Annotated in this window: 14 protein-coding genes; all 14 read right to left on the reverse strand. The window is 60.6% G+C overall.

Annotation, left to right across the window (positions count from 1 at the left end; genetic code table 11):
- Positions 1-122: 122 nt before the first annotated feature.
- Positions 123-1955 (reverse strand): translational GTPase TypA, encoded by a 1833-nt coding sequence (typA, locus tag AC0Z42_RS11430; RefSeq protein ID WP_485468339.1) that lies wholly within the window; start codon positions 1953-1955, stop codon positions 123-125.
- A 273-nt stretch (positions 1956-2228) separates the two neighbouring features.
- On the reverse strand, positions 2229-3158 hold the full coding sequence (truB, locus tag AC0Z42_RS11435; protein ID WP_485468340.1) for a tRNA pseudouridine(55) synthase TruB: 930 nt from the start codon (positions 3156-3158) through the stop codon (positions 2229-2231).
- 2 nt (positions 3159-3160) lie between these two features.
- Positions 3161-3586, reverse strand: a complete 426-nt coding sequence (rbfA, locus tag AC0Z42_RS11440) for a 30S ribosome-binding factor RbfA (RefSeq protein ID WP_485468341.1) — start codon at positions 3584-3586, stop codon at positions 3161-3163.
- 116 nt (positions 3587-3702) lie between these two features.
- A complete protein-coding gene (infB, locus tag AC0Z42_RS11445) occupies positions 3703-6564 on the reverse strand; it encodes a translation initiation factor IF-2 (protein ID WP_485468342.1) in 2862 nt (953 codons plus the stop codon).
- Between the two features lie 46 nt (positions 6565-6610).
- On the reverse strand, positions 6611-8176 hold the full coding sequence (gene nusA, locus AC0Z42_RS11450) for a transcription termination factor NusA (protein WP_485468343.1): 1566 nt from the start codon (positions 8174-8176) through the stop codon (positions 6611-6613).
- Positions 8173-8661: a ribosome maturation factor RimP gene (gene rimP / locus AC0Z42_RS11455; RefSeq protein WP_065307322.1), complete on the reverse strand. Its 489-nt coding sequence runs from the start codon at positions 8659-8661 to the stop codon at positions 8173-8175. Before rimP ends, nusA begins: the two co-directional genes overlap by 4 nt.
- A 343-nt stretch (positions 8662-9004) precedes the next feature.
- The gene (gene rluB / locus AC0Z42_RS11460) at positions 9005-11116 is read right to left on the reverse strand and encodes a 23S rRNA pseudouridine(2605) synthase RluB (RefSeq protein ID WP_485468344.1); all 2112 of its coding nucleotides are present in this window, start codon (positions 11114-11116) and stop codon (positions 9005-9007) included.
- Positions 11109-11897: an SMC-Scp complex subunit ScpB gene (gene scpB / locus AC0Z42_RS11465; protein ID WP_485468345.1), complete on the reverse strand. Its 789-nt coding sequence runs from the start codon at positions 11895-11897 to the stop codon at positions 11109-11111. The genes rluB and scpB overlap by 8 nt, the downstream gene beginning before the upstream one ends.
- A 357-nt stretch (positions 11898-12254) precedes the next feature.
- Positions 12255-13271 (reverse strand): glucokinase, encoded by a 1017-nt coding sequence (locus tag AC0Z42_RS11470; protein ID WP_485468346.1) that lies wholly within the window; start codon positions 13269-13271, stop codon positions 12255-12257.
- Positions 13272-13582: 311 nt separating this feature from the next.
- Positions 13583-14545 carry a DedA family protein/thiosulfate sulfurtransferase GlpE gene (locus tag AC0Z42_RS11475; RefSeq protein WP_485468347.1) on the reverse strand — a complete coding sequence of 321 codons (963 nt, stop codon included), beginning with the start codon at positions 14543-14545 and terminating at the stop codon, positions 13583-13585.
- Positions 14546-14571: 26 nt separating this feature from the next.
- Positions 14572-16263 carry an ABC transporter ATP-binding protein gene (locus tag AC0Z42_RS11480; RefSeq protein ID WP_485468348.1) on the reverse strand — a complete coding sequence of 564 codons (1692 nt, stop codon included), beginning with the start codon at positions 16261-16263 and terminating at the stop codon, positions 14572-14574.
- Between the two features lie 9 nt (positions 16264-16272).
- A complete protein-coding gene (locus AC0Z42_RS11485) occupies positions 16273-17385 on the reverse strand; it encodes an ABC transporter permease (protein ID WP_485468349.1) in 1113 nt (370 codons plus the stop codon).
- Positions 17386-17394: 9 nt separating this feature from the next.
- On the reverse strand, positions 17395-18333 hold the full coding sequence (locus tag AC0Z42_RS11490) for an ABC transporter permease (RefSeq protein WP_094445700.1): 939 nt from the start codon (positions 18331-18333) through the stop codon (positions 17395-17397).
- A gap of 28 nt (positions 18334-18361) precedes the next feature.
- Positions 18362-20191 carry an ABC transporter substrate-binding protein gene (locus AC0Z42_RS11495; protein ID WP_485468350.1) on the reverse strand — a complete coding sequence of 610 codons (1830 nt, stop codon included), beginning with the start codon at positions 20189-20191 and terminating at the stop codon, positions 18362-18364.
- Positions 20192-20233: the final 42 nt, after the last annotated feature.

Below are 20233 nucleotides of genomic sequence, written 5' to 3' on the forward strand. Positions count from 1 at the left end.
CGAGCGACTAGTGGCGGTCGAGCCGGATGCCATCATCGCAGATGATGGAAAATCCGTTGACCAGGCATGAAAAAACCGCCCAGCGGGCGGTTTTTTCAGCAGGACACCGAAGCGCCAACTAATTACGCGTCACGCGACGCTTTTTTACGCTCGTGCTCTTTCAGGAAGCGCTTGCGCAGGCGGATCGATTTTGGCGTGATTTCGACCAGTTCGTCGTCCTCGATGAATTCGACCGCGTATTCCAGCGACATCTGGATTGGTGGTACCAGGCGTACCGCTTCGTCGGTACCCGACGAACGCACGTTGGTCAGCTGCTTGCCCTTGATCGGGTTGACGACCAGGTCGTTGTCGCGCGAGTGGATGCCGATGACCATGCCTTCGTACACTGGATCGTTGTGCGACACGAACATGCGGCCGCGGTCTTGCAGTTTCCAGATTGCGTAGGCAACAGCAGCGCCGTCGTCTTGCGAGATCAGCACGCCGTTACGACGGCCAGCCATTTCGCCACGGGTGTTGTCGACCGGTGCGTATTCGTGGAACACGTGGCTCATCAGGCCGGTGCCGCGGGTCAGGGTCATGAATTCGCCCTGGAAGCCGATCAGGCCACGCGCAGGGATCAGATACTCAAGACGCACGCGGCCCTTGCCATCCGATTCCATGTTTTGCAGGTCGCCGCGACGACGGCCCAGTTCTTCCATGACGCCGCCCTGGTTGGCTTCTTCAACGTCGACCGACAGGTTTTCAAACGGCTCGTGGCGCACGCCATCGACCATTTTGAACACCACGCGTGGACGCGATACGGCCAGCTCGAAGCCTTCGCGACGCATGTTTTCGATCAGAATCGTCAGGTGCAGCTCGCCGCGGCCAGATACTTCAAAGATCGTGTCGTCGTCAGTTGGCGAAACGCGCAGCGCAACGTTGGCTTTCAGTTCGCGGTCCAGACGGTCGCGCAGCTGACGCGAGGTGACAAATTTGCCTTCGCGGCCAGCCAGTGGCGAGTTGTTGACCATGAAGTTCATGGTCAGGGTCGGCTCGTCGACGGTCAGCATCGGCAGCGGTTCCGGGGTGTCCGGTGCGCACAGGGTCGAACCGATACCGATTTCGTCGATACCGTTGATCAGGCAGATGTCGCCGGCAACGGCTTCGTCAACCAGCACGCGCTCCAGGCCCTTGAAGTTCAGCACTTGGTTGATGCGGCCTTTGACTGGCGTGGCGCCTGGGCCATTGATGACCAGCACGTCCTGGCCGACCTTGACGGTACCGCGGTTGACGCGGCCAATGCCGATCTTGCCGACGTAGGACGAGTAGTCCAGCGAGGTGATCTGCATCTGCAGCGGGCCTTCCGGATTGTCGTCACGCACTGGCACGTGTTCCAGGATGGCGTCGAACATCGGCTTCATGTCGCCGCTGCGGATATCTTCGGTCAGGCCGGCGTAACCGTTCAGGCCCGACGCGTAGATGATCGGGAAATCGAGTTGCTCGTCGGTCGCACCGAGTTTGTCGAACAGTTCGAAAGTCTGGTTGATGGCCCAGTCCGGGCGCGCGCCTGGACGGTCAATCTTGTTGACGATGACGATAGGCTTCAGACCCAGTGCCAGCGCCTTGCGCGTGACGAAACGGGTTTGTGGCATCGGGCCTTCTTGTGCATCGATCAGCAGCAAGACCGAGTCAACCATCGACAGAACACGTTCCACTTCGCCGCCGAAGTCGGCGTGGCCTGGGGTGTCGACGATATTGATGTGGGTGCCTTCGTACTCAACAGCGCAGTTCTTCGACAGAATCGTAATGCCGCGCTCCTTTTCCAGGTCGTTCGAGTCCATGACTCGGGTGTCGACCGCTTGGTTTTCACGGAAGGTGCCGGACTGGCGCAGCAGCTGATCCACCAGGGTAGTTTTACCGTGGTCAACGTGAGCGATGATGGCGATATTACGAATTGCGCGTTTTGTAGTAGACATGGTCGTTATATTTGCTGAAAAACTGCAGGGTGCGTACGGGGTGTACGGTGCGTTTCGATACTGGCTGAAACTGGAACCGCGTAGTATAGCATGTTGCGTTGCGCGGCTATTTAAATATGCTTGCGGGTCGAAGTCTCAGGATGGGATATCTTAAAAAAGCAACACAGCGCCGTAGGTCGGATTAGGCCCAAGGGGCCGTAATCCGACAACATGGTTGGCGCCAACAATATTGTCGGATTACGCGGCGCTGCCGCTAATCCGACCTACGATTCATTATGCGGTAGCAATCAAGCGCTCGGGCGCCAGGATGCTGTATTCCTGCAACTGGCCGGTGCCCAGCAACCTGGCGTCGTGATACACGCGCACCCTGCCCGGTTCGGCTGGCACGGCGACGTCTTCCTTGCCAAGCGCAATCCTCTGGCCATGCAAAAAGCGCTTGGCCAGCTCTTCGGTCAGCTGCACCGCTGGAAAGCTCGACAGCAAGGCGTCCACCGGGGCGAGCAGGCTGAGCGGCTCGGCATGCGCTGTCAGTTCGTCCAGCGTGATCACGCCGTCCAGCGTCAGATTGCCGACCTGGGTGCGGCGCAAGGCGTTCAGATGCGCGCCGCAACCCAAGGCATTGCCGATGTCTTCGCCCAGCACGCGAATATACGTGCCCTTGCTGCACATTACCGACAGTTTCAAAAACGGCGCTTCGTAGCTCAGGAACTCCAGCTTGTGGATGGTCACCGGGCGCGCTTCGCGCTCCAGGGTGATGCCGGCGCGCGCGTATTCGTACAGCGGCTTGCCGTCACGTTTCAGGGCCGAATACATCGGCGGCACCTGCATGATGTCGCCCCGGAACTGCGCCAGCACGGCATCGATCTGCTCAAGCGTCACGTTCACCTCGCGGGTAGCGATGACGGCGCCTTCGGTGTCGCCGGTGTCGGTCGTCAGGCCCAGGTGCACCAGGGTTTCATAGGTCTTGTCGGCTTCCAGCAAATCCTGCGAAAACTTGGTGGCCTCGCCAAAGCACAGCGGCAGCAAGCCGGTGGCGAACGGATCGAGCGTGCCGGTATGGCCCGCTTTTTTCGCGTTCAGCACGCGCTTGGACTTGATCAGCGCATCGTTGCTGGACCAGCCGACCGGCTTGTCCATCAGCAGCACGCCATCGACCAGGTCGCGTACGCGCTTGATGCCCGGTGGTCGTTTCGGTCCCGCCACGTTTATTGCTCGTCCGCTTTGTTATCTTCCGGCTTCTCGTCCCGCTCGGCGTCCGCCGCGCGCGTGGCGTTGGCCTTGTCGATCAACAAGGACATTTCCATGCCGCGCGAGGTCGAGCTGTCGTGCACGAAATGCAGCATCGGCAAGGTGTGGATATGCAGGCGCTTGCCCAGCAGGCCACGGATAAAGCCGGAAGCGGCCATCAGCCCTTCGGTAGTGTTCTTGATGGCTTCCTTGCTGTCTTTCAACATCGTGAAAAACACCTTGGCGTGCGCGTAGTCGGGCGTGATCTGCACTTCGGTGATGGTGATCATCGTGCCCACGCGCGGGTCTTTCAGTTCGTAGGCGACGATTTCGGCCAGATCGCGCTGGATCTGGTCTGCCACGCGCAAGCCGCGCGCCGGCATGGTTTTGCTATGTTTGGCCATGATTATGCTGTCCTAAGTGCCGCAGGGCGCATGGGTCAAACGGTTGCCCGCTGACCAATGCGCCCCACGTGTTGTGCGCGGACATCGATATGCCCGCGCTGTCGTTCTTGCTGAGATTACAGGGTACGAGCGATTTCCTGGACTTCGAACACTTCCAGCGTGTCGCCAATCTGGATGTCGTTGTAGTTCTTCAGCGACAGCCCGCACTCGAGGCCGGCGCGAACTTCTTTTGCGTCGTCCTTGAAGCGTTTCAGGGAGTCGATCTCGCCACTCCATACCACGATGTTGTTGCGCAACAGGCGGACCGACGAAGCACGCTTGACGACACCATCGGTGACCAGGCAACCGGCAATCGCGCCGACTTTCGAGACCAGGATAACCTGGCGGATCTCGACCTGGCCGATGACCGTTTCGCGTTTCTCTGGTGCCAACATGCCCGACAACGCCGACCGGATCTCGTCGATCGCATCGTAAATGATGTTGTAGTAGCGAATGTCGACGCCGTTCGACTCGGCCAGCTTGCGTGCCTGGGCATCAGCACGGGCATTAAAGCCGATGATGACCGCTTTCGAGGCAACTGCCAGGTTGACGTCGGACTCCGTGATACCACCAACGGCGGCGTGTACAACCTGTACGCGCACTTCCGAGGTCGACAGTTTCTGCAACGAACCCACCAGCGCTTCTTGCGAACCCTGCACGTCGGTTTTGATGATCAATGGCAAGTTTTTCACTTCGCCTTCGGCCATCTGGTCGAACATGTTTTCCAGTTTCGCGGCTTGCTGCTTGGCCAGTTTCACGTCGCGGAACTTACCTTGACGGAACAGACCAATCTCACGCGCCTTGCGCTCGTCGGCCATCACGACCACTTCTTCACCGGCGACCGGTACTTCGGTCAGGCCCTGGATCTCGACCGGGATCGATGGACCGGCTTCGGCAATTGCCTTGCCGTTTTCGTCCAGCATGGCGCGCACGCGGCCATACGAAGAACCAGCCAGGATCACATCGCCACGGCGCAAGGTACCGGACTGCACCAGGATCGTTGCGACCGGGCCGCGACCCTTGTCCAGACGCGCTTCGACTACCAGGCCACGCGCTGGTGCATCGACCGGCGCCGTCAGTTCCAGCACTTCGGCCTGCAGCAATACCTGTTCCAGCAGATCGTCGATACCCTGACCGGTTTTGGCCGAGACCGGCACGAATGGCGATTCGCCACCGTATTCTTCCGGCACGACCTGTTCGGCGACCAGTTCCTGCGTCACGCGGTCAACGTTGCCACCCGGTTTGTCGACCTTGTTGATCGCCACCACCAGCGGTACGCCAGCAGCTTTCGCGTGGGCAATCGCTTCTTTCGTTTGCGGCATCACGCCATCGTCGGCGGCAACCACCAGGATGACGATGTCGGTTGCCTTGGCGCCACGGGCACGCATGGCGGTAAACGCTTCGTGACCCGGGGTGTCGAGGAAGGTGATCATGCCGCGTGGCGTATCGACGTGGTAAGCGCCGATATGCTGCGTAATGCCACCAGCTTCGCCCGACGCGACTTTGGCGCGGCGGATGTAATCGAGCAAGGAAGTTTTACCATGGTCGACGTGACCCATGACAGTGACCACCGGTGCGCGCGGCTTCGATTCGAAGTGCGCGTGTTCGCCCACGTCGGCCAGCAGCGCTTCCGGATCGTCCAGTTCGGCGGCAAACGCCTTGTGGCCCATTTCTTCGACCAGAATCATGGCCGTTTCCTGGTCCAGCACCTGGTTGATGGTGCACATCTGGCCCAGTTTCATCAAATGCTTGATGACCTCGGAAGCCTTGACCGACATCTTGTGCGCCAGTTCGGCAACCGTAATGGTTTCCGGTACGTGCACATCCTTGATGACGGCTTCGGTAGGCGCCTGGAAATTCGTTTCGCGGTCGTCATGGTGCGTCGGGCGACGGCCCTTGGCACCACCACGCCAGCTGTCGCGGCCGGCTGGGCCACTGTTGCCGCGTGGCTTCGGACCACCGGTCGTGCCGCGTTTTTTCGCGTCATCGGACCAGGTCGACGATACATTGGCCGACTTGATCGATTTCTTGTCTGCCACGGCAGGCTTCTTGTCACCAGGCTTGTCGCCAGGTTTCTTGTCGGCCGGCTTGTGCAAGGTGCCTTCCGGCGCTTTCGGCTTGACTGGAACCGGTACTGGCTCAGGGGCCTTGATGGCGCGGCGTGGCGCGTTCATCATGGCCTTGATCTGGGCAACCTCGTCCGCCACGGCCTTGCGGGCGCGGTCGGTGGCTTCGGCCTTTTCAGCGGCTTCCTTGGCAGCGACGGCGGCGGCGGCAGCTTTTTTCTTTGCTTCTTCAGCGGCGGCAGCTTTTTTCGCTTCGGCGGCGGCATCGTCGGCGACTGGCGCGGCGGTGCTGGCGACAGGCGCGGCGGCGGCCTTGGCGGCGGCTTTCTTCGCTTCGGCTTCGGCTTCTTTCTTGGCGGTCAGTTCAGCCTGTTGCGTGGCTTTCGCCTGGGCTTCTTTTTCCGCGTCGAGCTTGGCCAGGCGTTCCTGTTTTTCACGCAGATCGGCTTCCTGGCGTGCAATCAGTTCAGCTTGTTTGCGAACTTCTTCTTCACGGCGCGCCACTTCGGCAGGGTCGATCACCGGTGCGACAGGCGCAACCGGTTCAGGCGTGGCGACAGGCGCCGCTTCGTCACGCTGGACGAAGGTGCGTTTCTTGCGCACTTCCACCTGGATGGTGCGCGATTTGCCGGTTGCATCGGCTTGCTTGATTTCAGTCGTTTCCTTGCGGGTCACGGTGATTTTCTTCTTTTCTGTGTCAGCCGCTGCGCCATGGGTGCGGCGCAGATGATCCAAAAGCTTGTCCTTATCATCTTTCGACAATGGATCTGACGTCGAACTTTTCTCGACGCCGGCAGAACGCAGCTGCGTCAGCAGCAAATCTGCAGGCATCTTCAGTTCGGTGGCAAATTGGGCTACGTTGTTACTCGCCATTCAGTCCTCTTTTCTATGTGTCGCGGAGATGATAAAGATACTCAAATTAAGCCTTTGCGGATTCAGCCTGACTCCATGCCTTGGCTTGCAGCGCCTTGGCACGATCGTCGTATTTCGAGTCAACCAACTTCATCTCATCGTCGGTCACATCTTTAAATTCACTTGTAATCAGTTCACGCGCACGGTCCGCAGACAAGGCCAGGATTGCGCCAAATTCGTCGTATGCCAGTGCTGCAAATGCTTCAACAGTCTTGATACCAGCCAGACCCAGCTTGCCAGCGGTGACGCGGTCCATGCCTTCCAGACCCACCAAGGCTTCGTCCATGCCTTCCAGACCCTCTTCCGAAGCGATTGCTTCGGTAACCAGCGCATCACGCGCACGGGTACGGAGTTCATTGACGGTATCTTCGTCAAACGATTCGATTTCCAGCATTTCGGAAATTGGCACGTAGGCGATTTCTTCCAGACTGGCGAAACCTTCTTCCACCAGAATGTCTGCAACTTCTTGGTCGACATCGAGCTTTTCCATGAACAGGATGCGCACGGCAGCCGTTTCCTGGGCAGCTTTGTCGGCCGATTCTTCGGCCGTCATGATGTTGATCTTCCAACCGGTCAGGTCGGCGGCCAGGCGTACGTTCTGGCCCGAACGGCCGATCGCGATGGCCAGGTTTTCTTCGTCGACAACCACGTCCATCGCGTGCTTTTCTTCGTCGACCATGATCGACGACACGTTCGCCGGCGCCAGGGCGCCGATCACGAACTGCGCCGGATCTTCCGACCACAAAACGATGTCGACGCGTTCGCCGCCCAGTTCGCCGGTGACAGCCTGCACGCGCGAACCGCGCATGCCGACGCAGGTACCGATCGGGTCGATGCGCTTGTCGGCCGTGTAGACGGCGATTTTTGCGCGCACGCCGGCATCGCGGGCGGCCGATTTAATTTCCAGCATGCCTTGTTCGATTTCCGGCACTTCCAGTTCGAACAGCTTCATGATGAAGTCCGGCGCGGTGCGCGACAGGATCACCTGCGGGCCACGCATGTTGCGGTCGATGCGCAGGATGAAAGCACGCACGCGGTCGCCGATACGCAGATTCTCTTTCGGGATCATCTGGTCGCGTGGCAAACGCGCTTCGATCTTGCCGGACTCGACGATTGCATCGCCGCGTTCCATGCGCTTGATGGTGCCGGTGACGAGCGAGTCGCCGCGTTCCAGGAAGTCCACCAGTATCTGTTCACGCTCGGCGTCACGCACGCGCTGCAGGACTACCTGTTTGGTGTCTTGCGCAAAGCGGCGGCCGAATTCGACGGACTCGATCGGTTCTTCGATATGGTCATCGATTTCGATGTCGGCGATCTGCTCTTTCGCCTCGAAGTGCAGGATCTCCTGATCCGGCAACTGCAGGCCGGCTTCGTCAGGCACCACGTGCCAGCGGCGGAACGATTCGAATTCGCCCGAATCGCGGTCGATCGAAACGCGGATGTCCACTTCACCCTCATATCGTTTCTTCGTGGCTTGCGCCAATGCGAATTCAAGGGCGCCGAAGACGACATCCTTATCGACGTTTTTTTCACGCGCCAGCGCGTCTACCAATAATAAAACTTCGCGACTCATGCTTTGCGTCCCTTAAAAACCACCTGCGGCACCAAGCGTGCCTTATCCACGTCGGCGAGCGTAAATTCCAACATCGCCGGACCATCCTTACCTTCAAATTCCAACGACAAATTCTCGCCCACGGGTTCTTGCAAGATCCCTTGGAACGATTTCCGGTTGTTCGTACCCGGCATCGCCTCGCGCAGCTTGACGATGATTTCCTGGCCTGCGAAACGGACGAAGTCTTCCAGCTTGCGCACCGGCCGGTCCAGGCCCGGGGAAGAAATCTCGAGACGCTCGTAAGGAACGTTCTCTACCGTCAGCACATGCGATAACTGGTGACTGACCGTGGCACAGTCTTCGACCGTGATCGGACCTTTTTCAGCGGCATCGGCGGCGCTGAAATCAATAAAGACGCGCAGCATTCCGCGCTCGGCACGTTCGACATCAACGAGCTCATAGCCCAAACCTGTGACTGTCTTTTCAATTAATCCCAACTGCTGCAAGAAATTCTCCAGAAATAAGGCCCGTTTTTGCATTGCGGCGCCCGATTTGACGCCAGGCGCATGCAAAAACACGCATTCAATCATATATGGCCCCTCGCGGAGCCATTACAAACGGTTCAACAAAAAAAAAATGGGCATCTGCCCATCTTCTTGTATTTCCCCAACCAGATGAAAGCACTCCCCACCGAACAACCCTGCGGAGAACTTTTATTAGGCTGCAGATTATAACCTCTTATTAACTTCGCCGCAATCCCGCACATGCGCGCAGGCCCGGCTTACAACAGTTACAAGAGTGTGCGCTGCCGGGGCAGAACCCCGGCGTGCGCTACAAGAAAGGCCTTGCTTAACCTTTGTTGCTACGACGACGCGGCATGCCATCCATGCCGCCACGCGGCTGACCACCGGAACGCACCTGGCCGGCGCCACCGCCACCGCCACCACTACGGCGCGGGCCGGTATTGGCAAAGCCGAACGTGGTTTGCAGCGGATCAGGCTGGCGCGGCGCACGTTGTTGCGGCGCACGGCCTTCGCCACCGGGACGACCCTGGCCGGCGGCGCGCGGCGCACGCCCCTGGCCTTGCGGCATGCCGTCGAAGGAAGCAGCCGAACGCGGCTGACCACCCTGGAACGGACCTTGCGGCTGGCCACGGCCAGGACCACGCGCTTCGCCGGGACGGCCCATGCCGCCTGGACGGCCTTGGCCTTGCGGACGGGCAAACTGCCCGGCCGGCTGGCCACGGCGCGGCGCGACCGGGAACGGATCGGCGTTGCGGTTGCTGGCATCGATGCGGTTGCCATTCGGCTCGTCATCGCGCTCTTTGCGCTCGACCTTGCGCGCTTCGCGGCCCTTGGCGGCGCCAGCGGCGCGTGGATCACCCGAGGCCGGCATTTTCTTCTCGATACCGTAGGCTGTCAGCAGGTCGCGCACGGTGTTTTCATCCATTTCTTCCCAGCGGCCGCGCTTCAGGCCACTCGGCAAGGTCATCGCGCCGTAGCGGGTACGGATCAGGCGCGACACCGTCAGGCCGATCGCTTCGAACATGCGGCGCACTTCGCGGTTGCGGCCTTCGCCGATCACCACGCGGTACCACTTGTTGATGCCTTCGCCGCCGCCATCGGCGATCTTCGAAAACTGCGCCAGGCCGTCTTCGAGCTCGACGCCGGCCAGCAGCTTCTGGCGCATGCCCTCTTCCAGCTCGCCCAGGGTACGCACGGCGTACTCGCGGTCGATGCCGTAGCGCGGGTGCATCAGGCGGTTGGCCAGGTCACCGGAGGTGGTAAACAGCAGCAAACCCTCAGTGTTAAAATCGAGGCGGCCAACGGCCAGCCATTTGCCGGCTTTCATGGTCGGCAGGCGGTCGAACACGGAAGGACGGCCGTCCGGGTCGTTGTGGCTGACGATTTCGCCGGCCGGCTTGTGGTACACCAGCACGCGCGGCGGCTTCTTGCTGACGCGGCGCTGGATCAGTTTGCCATTGATGCGCACATGGTCCGACGGCAGGATGCGCTGGCCGATATGGGCCGGCTCGCCATTGACGGAAACACGGCCCGAAACGATCAGGTCTTCCATGTCGCGGCGCGAACCGAGACCGGCTTCGGCCAGCACCTTGTGCAGTTTTGGCGCGTCGTCGTCGGACGTCAGGTCGCGGCGCACGGCGGCCTTTTGCACGCGGCCTGCGCCACCCTCTTCGCTGTCGAAGGCGTCGGAGGTAACGAACGAAAAGATCGAATCGGCTTCATTGAGCTTGCCTGGCGCAGCCTGGCGGCCCTTGCCTTTTTTGCGGCTCTTGCCGGCGTTCTTGCCAGTGCCCGGCATATCGTTGCGCGGCTGGCGCGGCTGGCGTCCTTGCGGCGCGGAGACCAGGTTGCCTTCGGCATCGAACACATCGGCCACCGGCGCTGCATCGGCAGCGGCAGCGGCTTCCTGCGGCGCGGCTTCAGCCTTCGGCGCTTTCTCGGCCTTCGGGCGCGGCGGCTGGCGCAGCGCGCGCTCGGCTTGCACGCCGCGCATCTGGCGCGGACCACGCGTGGTGCGGGCTTCTTCGGTTTTTTCCACCGCAGCTTGCGGCGCAGTTTCGGTCTCGACAGCGGCCGCCTCGACAGCAGCGGCCTTGGCGGCGGCGCGGGCGCGCGGCGGGCGCGGCGCCGGGGCGGCAACTTCCGCTGCAGGAACGTCGGCAGCTTCGGCAGGCGCTTTCGGCGCGGCCTTGGCGCGGGTTTTCTTTACAGCTGGCGCGGCCTCGGCCACTTCGGCGGCCGGCGCAGCGACTGCATCGGCGGCAACTTCGGCCTTGGTACGGCGCTTCGGCTTGGCGACGGCTGGCGCAGCGTCAGTGGCTGGCGCGGGTGCGCTGGCGGCGGCGGCTTCGATCTGAGCCTTGGTGCGGCGCTTGGGCTTGGCAACGATGGCTTCGTCGCTGGCGGTAACTGTCTCGGGTGTGTTCGGATTATTCATTGTTCGTTTCTTGGCTGTGCTGACCTGGCGCAGCGTCAGCCGTTAGTTCTGGCGCAGGGTCGTGAGTATAGGCTTCGTCCGTGGGCGAAGCATCGGGGCCGGCATCAGGGCTTGCTGTCACTACTGTCACAGCCGTACTGCTACCTGCACCAAGCGGTACTGCAACGTCATTGGTTGCTTTTTCAAAATTTTCTTGCAGAGCGGCTTCCAGGGCTTCGAGCCCGTTGCCCTGCATTTCGCTGATTTGCTGCAAGGGCGGCAACTGGGACAGCGAATTCAAGCCCAGGTCGTCCAGAAACTGTTTGGTGGTGGCCAGCAAGGCCGGCCGACCCACTACATCGCGGTAGCCGACCGCATCGACCCAGCCGCGGTCTTCCAGCATCTTGATCGTCTGCGAGTTGACGGCCACGCCGCGAATTTCTTCGATGTCGCCGCGCGTGACGGGCTGGCGATAGGCGATGATGGCCAGCGTTTCAAGCGTTGCCCGCGAATACCTGGGCGGCCGCTCGGGCGTCATCCGGTCGAGATACATCTTCATTTCAGGGCGGCTTTGAAAACGCCAGCCCGACGCCAGGCTGACTACTTCGATGCCGCGCCCTTCCCACTCCTGCCGCAATTCTTCCAGCAACTGCTTGATGGTATCGGCACCAACGCCGACGCCGCGCACACGGCCATTGTCATCAGCATCGACGAACAGCTTTTTCAGACTGTGGATCGTCAGCGATTCACGCGCGCACAGCAGCGCTGTTTCGAGGACTTTCTTGGCCTCAATGGTGTTCATAGCAATTCTGTGCGGATATGTATTGCAATTCGTATGCAGAGAAAGAAATCAAACGTTCATTTCAACGTAACAGATGGCATGCACCATTGACGATGTCATGCTGGGTTACAAGTTGAGGCTGTTTTTCCGACGCCTTGGCCTAAGCGCGCAAAGCGGGAGTCTTGCGGATGCGATGAAAAAATCCTGCGATCCATGGCGCTGGCCTTAAATAACCAGCAATGAAACGATGCTCCGGGCAGTTGAGCGACAGCCGTCGTTTCATCCAACGATGCCAATTGTACCTGATAAAAAGCGGAAAAGCGCAAAACCGGGCAAAACAGCATTTTGCCCGGCGTAAACGCGACAGCCCAGTCCGCTTTAATGTGACGACAGTTTCTCGGCCAGGATGGCCGAGGTGCCGAGGAAGGCCGGGTATTGTGCAGTAATCACGAAAGTGGGCACCTGCGACACATAATTGGCGAAGCGGCCCTTGCGCTCGAAACGGGCGCGGAAACCCGAGCGGTCAAAGCGCGCGCCCAGGCGTGGCACGATGCCGCCACCGATATAGATGCCGCCCAGCGCGCCGAGGGTCACGGCAACGTTGGCCGCCACCGTGCCGAGCATGCAGCAGAACGCTTCGATGACGTCGTCGCACAGCTGCGATTCGCCGGCCAGTGCACGGCGCGTGATTTCGGCGGCCGGCAGTTTTTCGTCAGGCACGCCGGCACGGTCGGCCAGTGCGCGGTAGATCAGTTCCAGGCCATCGCCGGAAATCAGGCGCTCGGCCGAGACATGTTCGAATTCGCGCCAGGCAAACTGCAAAATCGACACTTCGAGCTCATTGAAGGGCGCGAAGTTGACATGGCCGCCTTCGCTTTGCAGCGCGATCCAGCCGCCGTGCGACGGGATCAGGCCCGATACGCCCAGGCCCGTGCCGGCGCCGATCAGGCCAATGGCGGTGTTCGGACGGGCCGTACCGGCGCCCACCTGGTGCTTTTCGCTGCTCGACAGCATCGGCACGGCGCGCGCCAGTGCGGTGAAATCGTTGACCACGTCCAGGGTGGCGAAACCACACTCTTCGCGCATGGCGCGGATCGAGAACGACCAGTGATGGTTGGTCATGCTGAGAAAATCCCCGGCGACCGGATTGGCGATGGCGATCACGGCGTGGCGCACCGCCTGGCCACCGGCGGCGGCGATTTGCGGCAAGAGCAGGTAAGCTTTCAGCGCGGCGGACAGGCTGGGGTAGTCGGCACAAGGCAATACTTCGATGTGGCCGATCTGGCCGGCAGCAACTTCCAGGGCGAAACGGGCGTTCGTGCCACCGACATCGGCCAGCAGGCGCGGGCCATCGGCGTAGGCGGAATCAGGCAATGCGGGAATAGGTGCGCTCATGATTGTAAGTATAAGTGGGACGCGTGGGACGCCAAGCTTAAAGGATGAAGGAGCTTCGATGCAAGCAAAGTTTGTAGTTTAAGTACATCAAAAGGCGCATTTATCGGTAGTTCCACTCCAAATACGACAGGCAGTCACCAGGCACGCAATCGAAGTAAGTACCCGCACTCGCCACACATCAGTAAAGCATGTTGCGCAGCAGCAGAGCCGTTGCTGGCTTGCTGCTTGAAGGGCAGGCCAGCGCCACGCGTGCCGGGATGACGATTTACACCTGTTTTCGTAGGATTACTACCAAATTCCGACAACAAGATTCAGGAAGCCAGGCCTTCGTTGAGCAAGCCGGCTGGGGCCGGCGCGTCGGAACGGTAGACGGCGTTCCAGGCGTCCAGGCCGCCATGCAGCGGCTTGGCGCGGTGAAATCCATGTTCATTGAGCAGCTTGGCCACTTGCGCAGCCGTCACGTCGTTGGGGCAGCTGCAATAGACGATGATATGGCGATCCTTGTCCAGGCCGATCAGGGCCGGTACCGGTTCCTTGCCATTGAAGAACAAGGCGCCCGGCACGGCAGGCTCCAGCGCTTGCGCCGTGGCGCTGCGGGCGTCAACGATCAACGGTTCATGACCCTGCTCGATCAGGTCCAGCAATTCGGTGATGCTGATGCGTTCGACCTGCAAGGCCTGGCGGAAGCGGCGGCGTTCGAGGTATTTATACAGCAGGAACAGGCCCAGCAGGGTGGCCAGCACCAGCAGCGCGGTGCTGCCCATGGTGCTGAGCAAGTCCAGCACTTTTTCCACGCTGGCGTGAAAAATCACGCCGACCAGGATGCCGGTGCCGCACCACAGCAAGCCACCGAGGCCTGCATAGGTAAAAAAACGGGGAGCGGAGATGCCCATGGCGCCCGACATCGGTGCGGCAATCGTATTAAAACCGGGCACGAACTTGGAAACGATCAGCGCTTTCGGGCCCCAGCGCTTGAATTTGTCTTCGGTCTGGCTGACGCAATAGTCGGGCGACAGCGAGATGCGGCACAGCAGGCGCAAGATGCGCTTGCCGAAATGGCGCCCTGCCCTGAACCAGGTCAGGTCGCTGAGCAGGCAGGCGGAAAGGCCCGCCGCCAGCACCAGCGCGCCGTTCATGTCGCCATCAACGGACAAGGCGCCGGCCACCACCAGGATCGGAAAGGCGGGAATCGGCAGGCCAAGCTGCTCCACCAGCACGATCCCGAAGACAATCAGGATACCGTAATGTTCGAGCAGAAAGATAAGGTTGGGCATGACGCTATCTTACCGCAAAAGCACGTTCACACTTGCAGTCCTCTTGGTATGGCACTGAGGAGAGTACGGGTATAGGGATGGACCGGATTGCGGTACAGCTCGTCCGAATCGGCCAGTTCCACCACTTTGCCCTGATGCATCACCATCACCTGGTCGGCGATATATTTCACCACCGACAAGTCGTGCGAAATAAAGATATACGACAGGCCGAATTCATCCTGCAAGTCCTGCAGCAAATTGAGCACTTGCGCCTGCACCGATACGTCCAGCGCCGACACCGATTCGTCGCAGACCAAGATTTCCGGCTGCATGGTCAGGCAGCGTGCAATCGCGATGCGCTGGCGCTGGCCACCCGAAAACTCGTGCGGATAGCGGTGGAAGGCCTGTTCCGGCAGGCCGACCTTGTCGAGCAGCCAGTAGGCCTTGGCGATGCGCTCCTGGTCATTGGCGCCGATCTTGTGGATGCGCATCGGTTCGAGCAAAATCTGCCCCACCGTAAAGCGCGGGTTCAGCGACGCGTACGGATTCTGGAAAATGATCTGGATACGGCGTTTATACGGCAAATACTCCTTGTTCGGCATGGATATCAAGTCCTTGCCATGGAACATGGCCGTGCCGCCGGTAGCCTGGTGCAGCCGCAGCAGGGTCAGGCCCACCGTGGTCTTGCCGGAACCGGACTCGCCCACCACGCCCAGGGTCTTGCCGCGCGGCAGGGTGAATGACACATCCTTGACGGCCTGGAACTCGCGCTTGCCAAATAAGCCTTCGCGCATGTAGAAGCTCTTGCTCAGGTTGTTGACCACCAGCACCGGCTCGTCACCCGCCGTATAGCCGCGCGTGCGTTGCTTTATTTCCACACCGGGGCCGGCCTTGCCTTCCATATAGTCGGCAATCACCGGCAAACGCCATGGGCGTTCGTCCAGCGAAGGCCGGCAATGCAGCAGCGCTTTCGTGTAAGCGTCGGTCGGCGCGTCGAACACCTGGCGCACTTCGCCGGTTTCGCGCACTTCGCCGTGGCGCATGACGATCACATGGTCGGCGATTTCGCCCACCAGGCCCAGGTCGTGGGTAATGAACAGCACCGACATCTGGTGTTTCTTTTGCAGCGCGGCGATCAGGTCCATGATCTGCTTCTGGATCGTCACGTCGAGCGCCGTGGTTGGCTCGTCGGCGATCAGCAGTGTCGGCTCGCAGGCAATCGCCATGGCAATCATCACCCGCTGCTGCTGGCCACCCGACATCTGGCTCGGATAGGCGTCAATTTTGTTGGCGGGGTCCGGAATGCCGACTTCGTCGAGCAACTCCAGGGTGCGGGCGCGCGCCTGTTTGCGGTTCATGCCCATATGCTGGCGCAGCACTTCGGCGATCTGGAAGCCGACCGTAAATACCGGGTTCAAGGACGACATCGGCTCCTGGAAGATCATCGAGATATCCTTGCCGCACATGTTGCGCCGCTCGGCGATCGACAGTTTCAGCAAGTCGCGCCCGCCGAAGAAGATGCTGGAGGCCGGATCGATGATGGTGTTGTCCGGCGGCAGCAGGCCCATCACGGCCAGCGAACTGACCGACTTGCCGCTGCCCGATTCGCCCACCAGCGCCACCGTGCTGTTGCGCGGCACATTGAAGGAGATGCCCTTGACGGCTTCAAACGTGGTCTTTTTGTCGAGACGGAAAGTGACGCGCAGGTCGCGCACTTCCAACAGGTTATTCTGGTCCATGAACAACTCCTATTTCACTTTGGGGTCGAGCGCATCGCGCAAGGCATCGGTAAACAGCGAGAACGCCGTCACCAGCACGGCCATCGCCGTGGCAGCGGCCGTCAGCTGCCACCATTTGCCCAGGATCAGTTCATTCTGTGCCTCGTTGAGCATGCTGCCCCACGAGACGGTGCCGACCGGCACGCCAAAGCCGAGGAAACTCAGAATCACTTCGGCCTTGATAAAGCCCACCACCAGAATCGACATCTGCACCAGCGCCACGTGGCTGACGTTGGGGAAGATATGCGAGAACATCTTGCGCCAGTGCGAAGCGCCAATCGCGTCGGCCGCCATCACGTATTCGCGCGCCTTGTGCTTGATGTATTCGGCGCGGATCAGGCGGTACGGGCCGGTCCAGCCGGTCAGCCCCAGGATCAGCACGATGGTCAGCACGCCCTTCTGCTGCAGCACGGCGGCCACCGTCAGTATCATCAGGATCGACGGAATCGAGGTAAAGATGCTGTAGAACCAGTTGAAGAAATCGTCGACCAGGCCGCCAAAGTAGCCGGACACGGCGCCGAAGATCGTGCCCAGCACGACCGCCAGCAAGGCCGCCACCAGGCCCACCACGATCGACGTTTCGCCGCCCTTGATGGTTTTTTGCAGCACATCATGGCCCCATTTGTCGGCGCCGAACGGCAAGGTGGTGGCCTTGTGGGCAATCACTTTCTTGGTCTTGCCCATGCTGCCGCGCAAGGCGGTCAACTCGTCGGCCAAGGGGTCCGTCACGCCGTACATCTCGACGCCGGCCGATGGGTTGCTGCCCATCTGGGCACGCAGTTCGGCGATATCGTCGGCCAGCGGATCGAGCACATTGACCGGCGTCGGCAGGCTGCGCTCGTCGGTCACGGGAATCGCGCCGTCGATACCGGCGACGACCGGATCGGCGCCGGCAAAGGTCGGCGGCGCATAGCTGACGGCCACTTCATCTTCCCAGTTTGCCCCCACCAGGCCGCCGCTTGACGCCAGCACCAGCAGGAAAAACGCGCCGACCACGGCCAGCGATACCATTGCGATTTTGTCGCCGCGCAAACGGCGCCACGCCAGGGCCCACAGGCCCGGCGATGTATGAGGTTTCGACATCGTCACTTTCTACTTCAGTTGGACACGTGGATCGACCGCTTGGTACATCAGGTCGGTCAGCAGGTTGAAGAGCATGGTGGCGGCGGCAACATACACGGTGATCGCCTTGATCACCGGAAAATCGCTGCGCTCGACCGCCAGGATCACTTCACGCCCGATGCCGGGGATGCCGAAAAAGCGCTCCAGCAAAAAGGCCCCGATCAGCAGCGCCGGCAGGTTCGACATCACGTAGGTAATGATGGGAATGGCCGCATTGCGCAGTACGTGGACCCACATGATGCGCCCTTCCTTCAGGCCCTTGGCGCGCGCCGTGCGCACATAGTCCTGGTTCGCTTCGTCAAGCACGAAGGTGCGGAACAGGCGCAGGGTCGGCGCAATCGAGACGGCCAGGCCGATCAGGATCGGCAAGGTCGAATAGCGCAGCAGGTTTTCCCAGAAGCTGTCGCCCCAGCCCTGCACCGGAAACAGGCCCAGCTTGTAGGCAAAGCCGTACTGGAACACGATGATGTACACCAGGATGGAGATCGACATGCCAACCGTGCAGGCGATCATCACGGCGCGGTCCGTCAGCGAGCCGCGCACAAAAGCGATGGCCAGCGCCAGCGCCACGCCGAAAAACGTTTCCAGCACCGTCAGCGGTATCAATACCATCATCGACGGGCCCAGGCGCGAGGTGATGATATGCGACACGGTTTCGCCGGTGGCCCAGCTCTGGCCAAAGTCAAACGTGACGATCTGCTTGATGAAGATCCACAGCTGGACGTAGTACGGCTGGTCGACACCGAGCTGGCGGCGGATATTGGCGATGCTTTCGGCGCTCGACATCTTGCCGGCCAAGATATAGGCCGGGTCGCCGCCGACCCAGTTGAACAATATAAACACCAGCAGCACCACGCCCAGCATGGTCGGCAGCATCTGCCACAAGCGGCGCAGGATATAAGCAAACATAATGATTCCCTAGCGTTATAAGCTGCGTTTATTTGGCCGCTGGCGCTGGCGCTGGAACCGGTGCGCCGTTGCTGTCGATATCCATAAAGGCCCATTCCTGGAACAGGATCGGATGCTTCTTGTAGCCCAGCACCGATTTTTGCGCCAGCATGTTGCGGTAGCGCGCATAGCCGATCAGGGCGCCGGCGTTGACTTCCAGGCGGCGCGCCATTTTATGGTACAGCGCGCCGCGCTCGGGACTGGCCGGCATGGCCTGGCTGGCCGCATACCACTTGTCGTAGTCCGGGTCCTGGTAGCAGCCATTGTTGTTCTGGTGCGTGTTCGGGCCATAGAACAGCTGCATGAAGTTGTCGCCGTCGGGGTAGTCAGCCAGCCATGGCGCGGTGCGCGTCTGCATCTTGCACTGCTTTTCCGTTTTTAAAATGTCGGAAAAAATCATGCGGTCGTTTTCCATGCGGATGCCCAGCGAGTTATAGGTCTTGCGCCACATTTCGGCCTGCAGCACGCCATTGGCTTCGTTGCGCGAGGCGTAGCGGATCACCAGCGGCTTGCCGTCCGGCAAGGTCCGCCAGCCGTCGGCGCCCTTCTTGTAGCCGAACTTGTCGAGCAGCTTGTTGGCCAGCACAGGGTCGTATTGCAGCAGGCTCTTGTAGTGCGGATCGTAGCCGACCACGCCTGGCGGGATCGGATAGTCGAGGCGCTTGGCCTGGCCGTTCCAGATAATGCGGATTTCTTCGTCAATATTGTGTGCCATGGCGATCGCGCGGCGCAGGGCGATTTTTTCCTTGCCAAAGCCGCCCAGTACCGGGTCTTCCATATTCCAGTAGTAATAGCTGATCTCCGGGTCGAGCAGGCGCGACAGCTGTACGCCCTTCTCGGCCAGCTCGGGACGCAGCTTGCCGTTCAGCAGCGCTTTCGGCGCCAGGGGACCATCGAGCCAGAACACATCGGTGCCGCCGCTCTGGAACGACAGCCAGCGCGACTGGTCTTCGATCATTACGGTGATCTCGATGCGGTCAATGGCGGGAATCGGCTTGCCCTGCATCTGGCGCACGATGCGCTGGTCTTCGGGATCGTCGCCGGCCAGGAAGTTCCAGGTTTCGGGCAGGTGCTGCGGGTTTTTATTCAGGACGATGCGGTTGCCGCGCGTCCATTCACCGAGGGTGTAGTAACCGGTGCCGACCGGGTTCGAACCGACTTCGCCCTTCACGTCGCCGTATTTTTCCACCACTTCGCGCGCCACGGCAGCGGTCGGCACATAGGCCAGGATCATCGGGAAATTGAAATCGGTCTTGGTCAGGGTGATGCGCAAGGTATAGGGGTCGAGGATTTCCAGCCCCGCCACTTTCTTGCTGTAGTCGAACTTGTTGGTCTTGGCCGCCTCTTTTGCGACGTCGTCGAGGCCGACGATCTTGCCTTCGAACAGCCAACTGTGCGGCGAGGCCAGGCGCGGGTCGAACAGCCGCTTCCACGAATACACATAATCGTTCATGGTCAGTTCGCGGCGCTTGCCGCCGAAGGCGGCGTCGGGCGTGTACAGGATGCCTTTTTTCAGGCGGATGGTATAGGTCTTGCCGTCGCTCGATACTTCCGGCATGGCCGCGGCTGCCTGCGGCACCACCTTGACCGGACGCGCCAGGTAGTCATAGGTATACAAGGTATCGAACACGGCTTGCGTGATGTGGTTCGAGTACAGGTCGCGCGCGGTGGCCGGATCAAAACCGGTCTCGGCGGCTGGCAGGATGTAGCGCAGTGTCTTGACCGGCTTGGTGGACGCTGGGGCGTCGGCAGCGGCCAGCAGCGGCAGGGAACTCAGGCAGGCCAGCAGCGCCAGGCGCCGCATCCATGGTGACTTCATGTAATACCCTTCATCTCGATTATCTGTCGCACCGTATTGGTG

The organism is Janthinobacterium sp. 1L-D-8-B-C4, from assembly GCF_057291295.1.

Bases quoted from the DNA above. Each gene is read 5' to 3' on its own strand.
- typA (WP_485468339.1), bottom strand. From the start codon at position 1,955: ATGTCTACTACAAAACGCGCAATTCGTAATATCGCCATCATCGCTCAC.
- rbfA (WP_485468341.1), bottom strand. From the start codon at position 3,586: ATGGCCAAACATAGCAAAACCATGCCGGCGCGCGGCTTGCGCGTGGCA.
- infB (WP_485468342.1), bottom strand. From the start codon at position 6,564: ATGGCGAGTAACAACGTAGCCCAATTTGCCACCGAACTGAAGATGCCT.
- nusA (WP_485468343.1), bottom strand. From the start codon at position 8,176: ATGAGTCGCGAAGTTTTATTATTGGTAGACGCGCTGGCGCGTGAAAAA.
- rluB (WP_485468344.1), bottom strand. From the start codon at position 11,116: ATGAATAATCCGAACACACCCGAGACAGTTACCGCCAGCGACGAAGCC.
- scpB (WP_485468345.1), bottom strand. From the start codon at position 11,897: ATGAACACCATTGAGGCCAAGAAAGTCCTCGAAACAGCGCTGCTGTGC.
- AC0Z42_RS11470 (WP_485468346.1), bottom strand. From the start codon at position 13,271: ATGAGCGCACCTATTCCCGCATTGCCTGATTCCGCCTACGCCGATGGC.
- AC0Z42_RS11475 (WP_485468347.1), bottom strand. From the start codon at position 14,545: ATGCCCAACCTTATCTTTCTGCTCGAACATTACGGTATCCTGATTGTC.
- AC0Z42_RS11480 (WP_485468348.1), bottom strand. From the start codon at position 16,263: ATGGACCAGAATAACCTGTTGGAAGTGCGCGACCTGCGCGTCACTTTC.
- AC0Z42_RS11485 (WP_485468349.1), bottom strand. From the start codon at position 17,385: ATGTCGAAACCTCATACATCGCCGGGCCTGTGGGCCCTGGCGTGGCGC.
- AC0Z42_RS11490 (WP_094445700.1), bottom strand. From the start codon at position 18,333: ATGTTTGCTTATATCCTGCGCCGCTTGTGGCAGATGCTGCCGACCATG.
- AC0Z42_RS11495 (WP_485468350.1), bottom strand. From the start codon at position 20,191: ATGAAGTCACCATGGATGCGGCGCCTGGCGCTGCTGGCCTGCCTGAGT.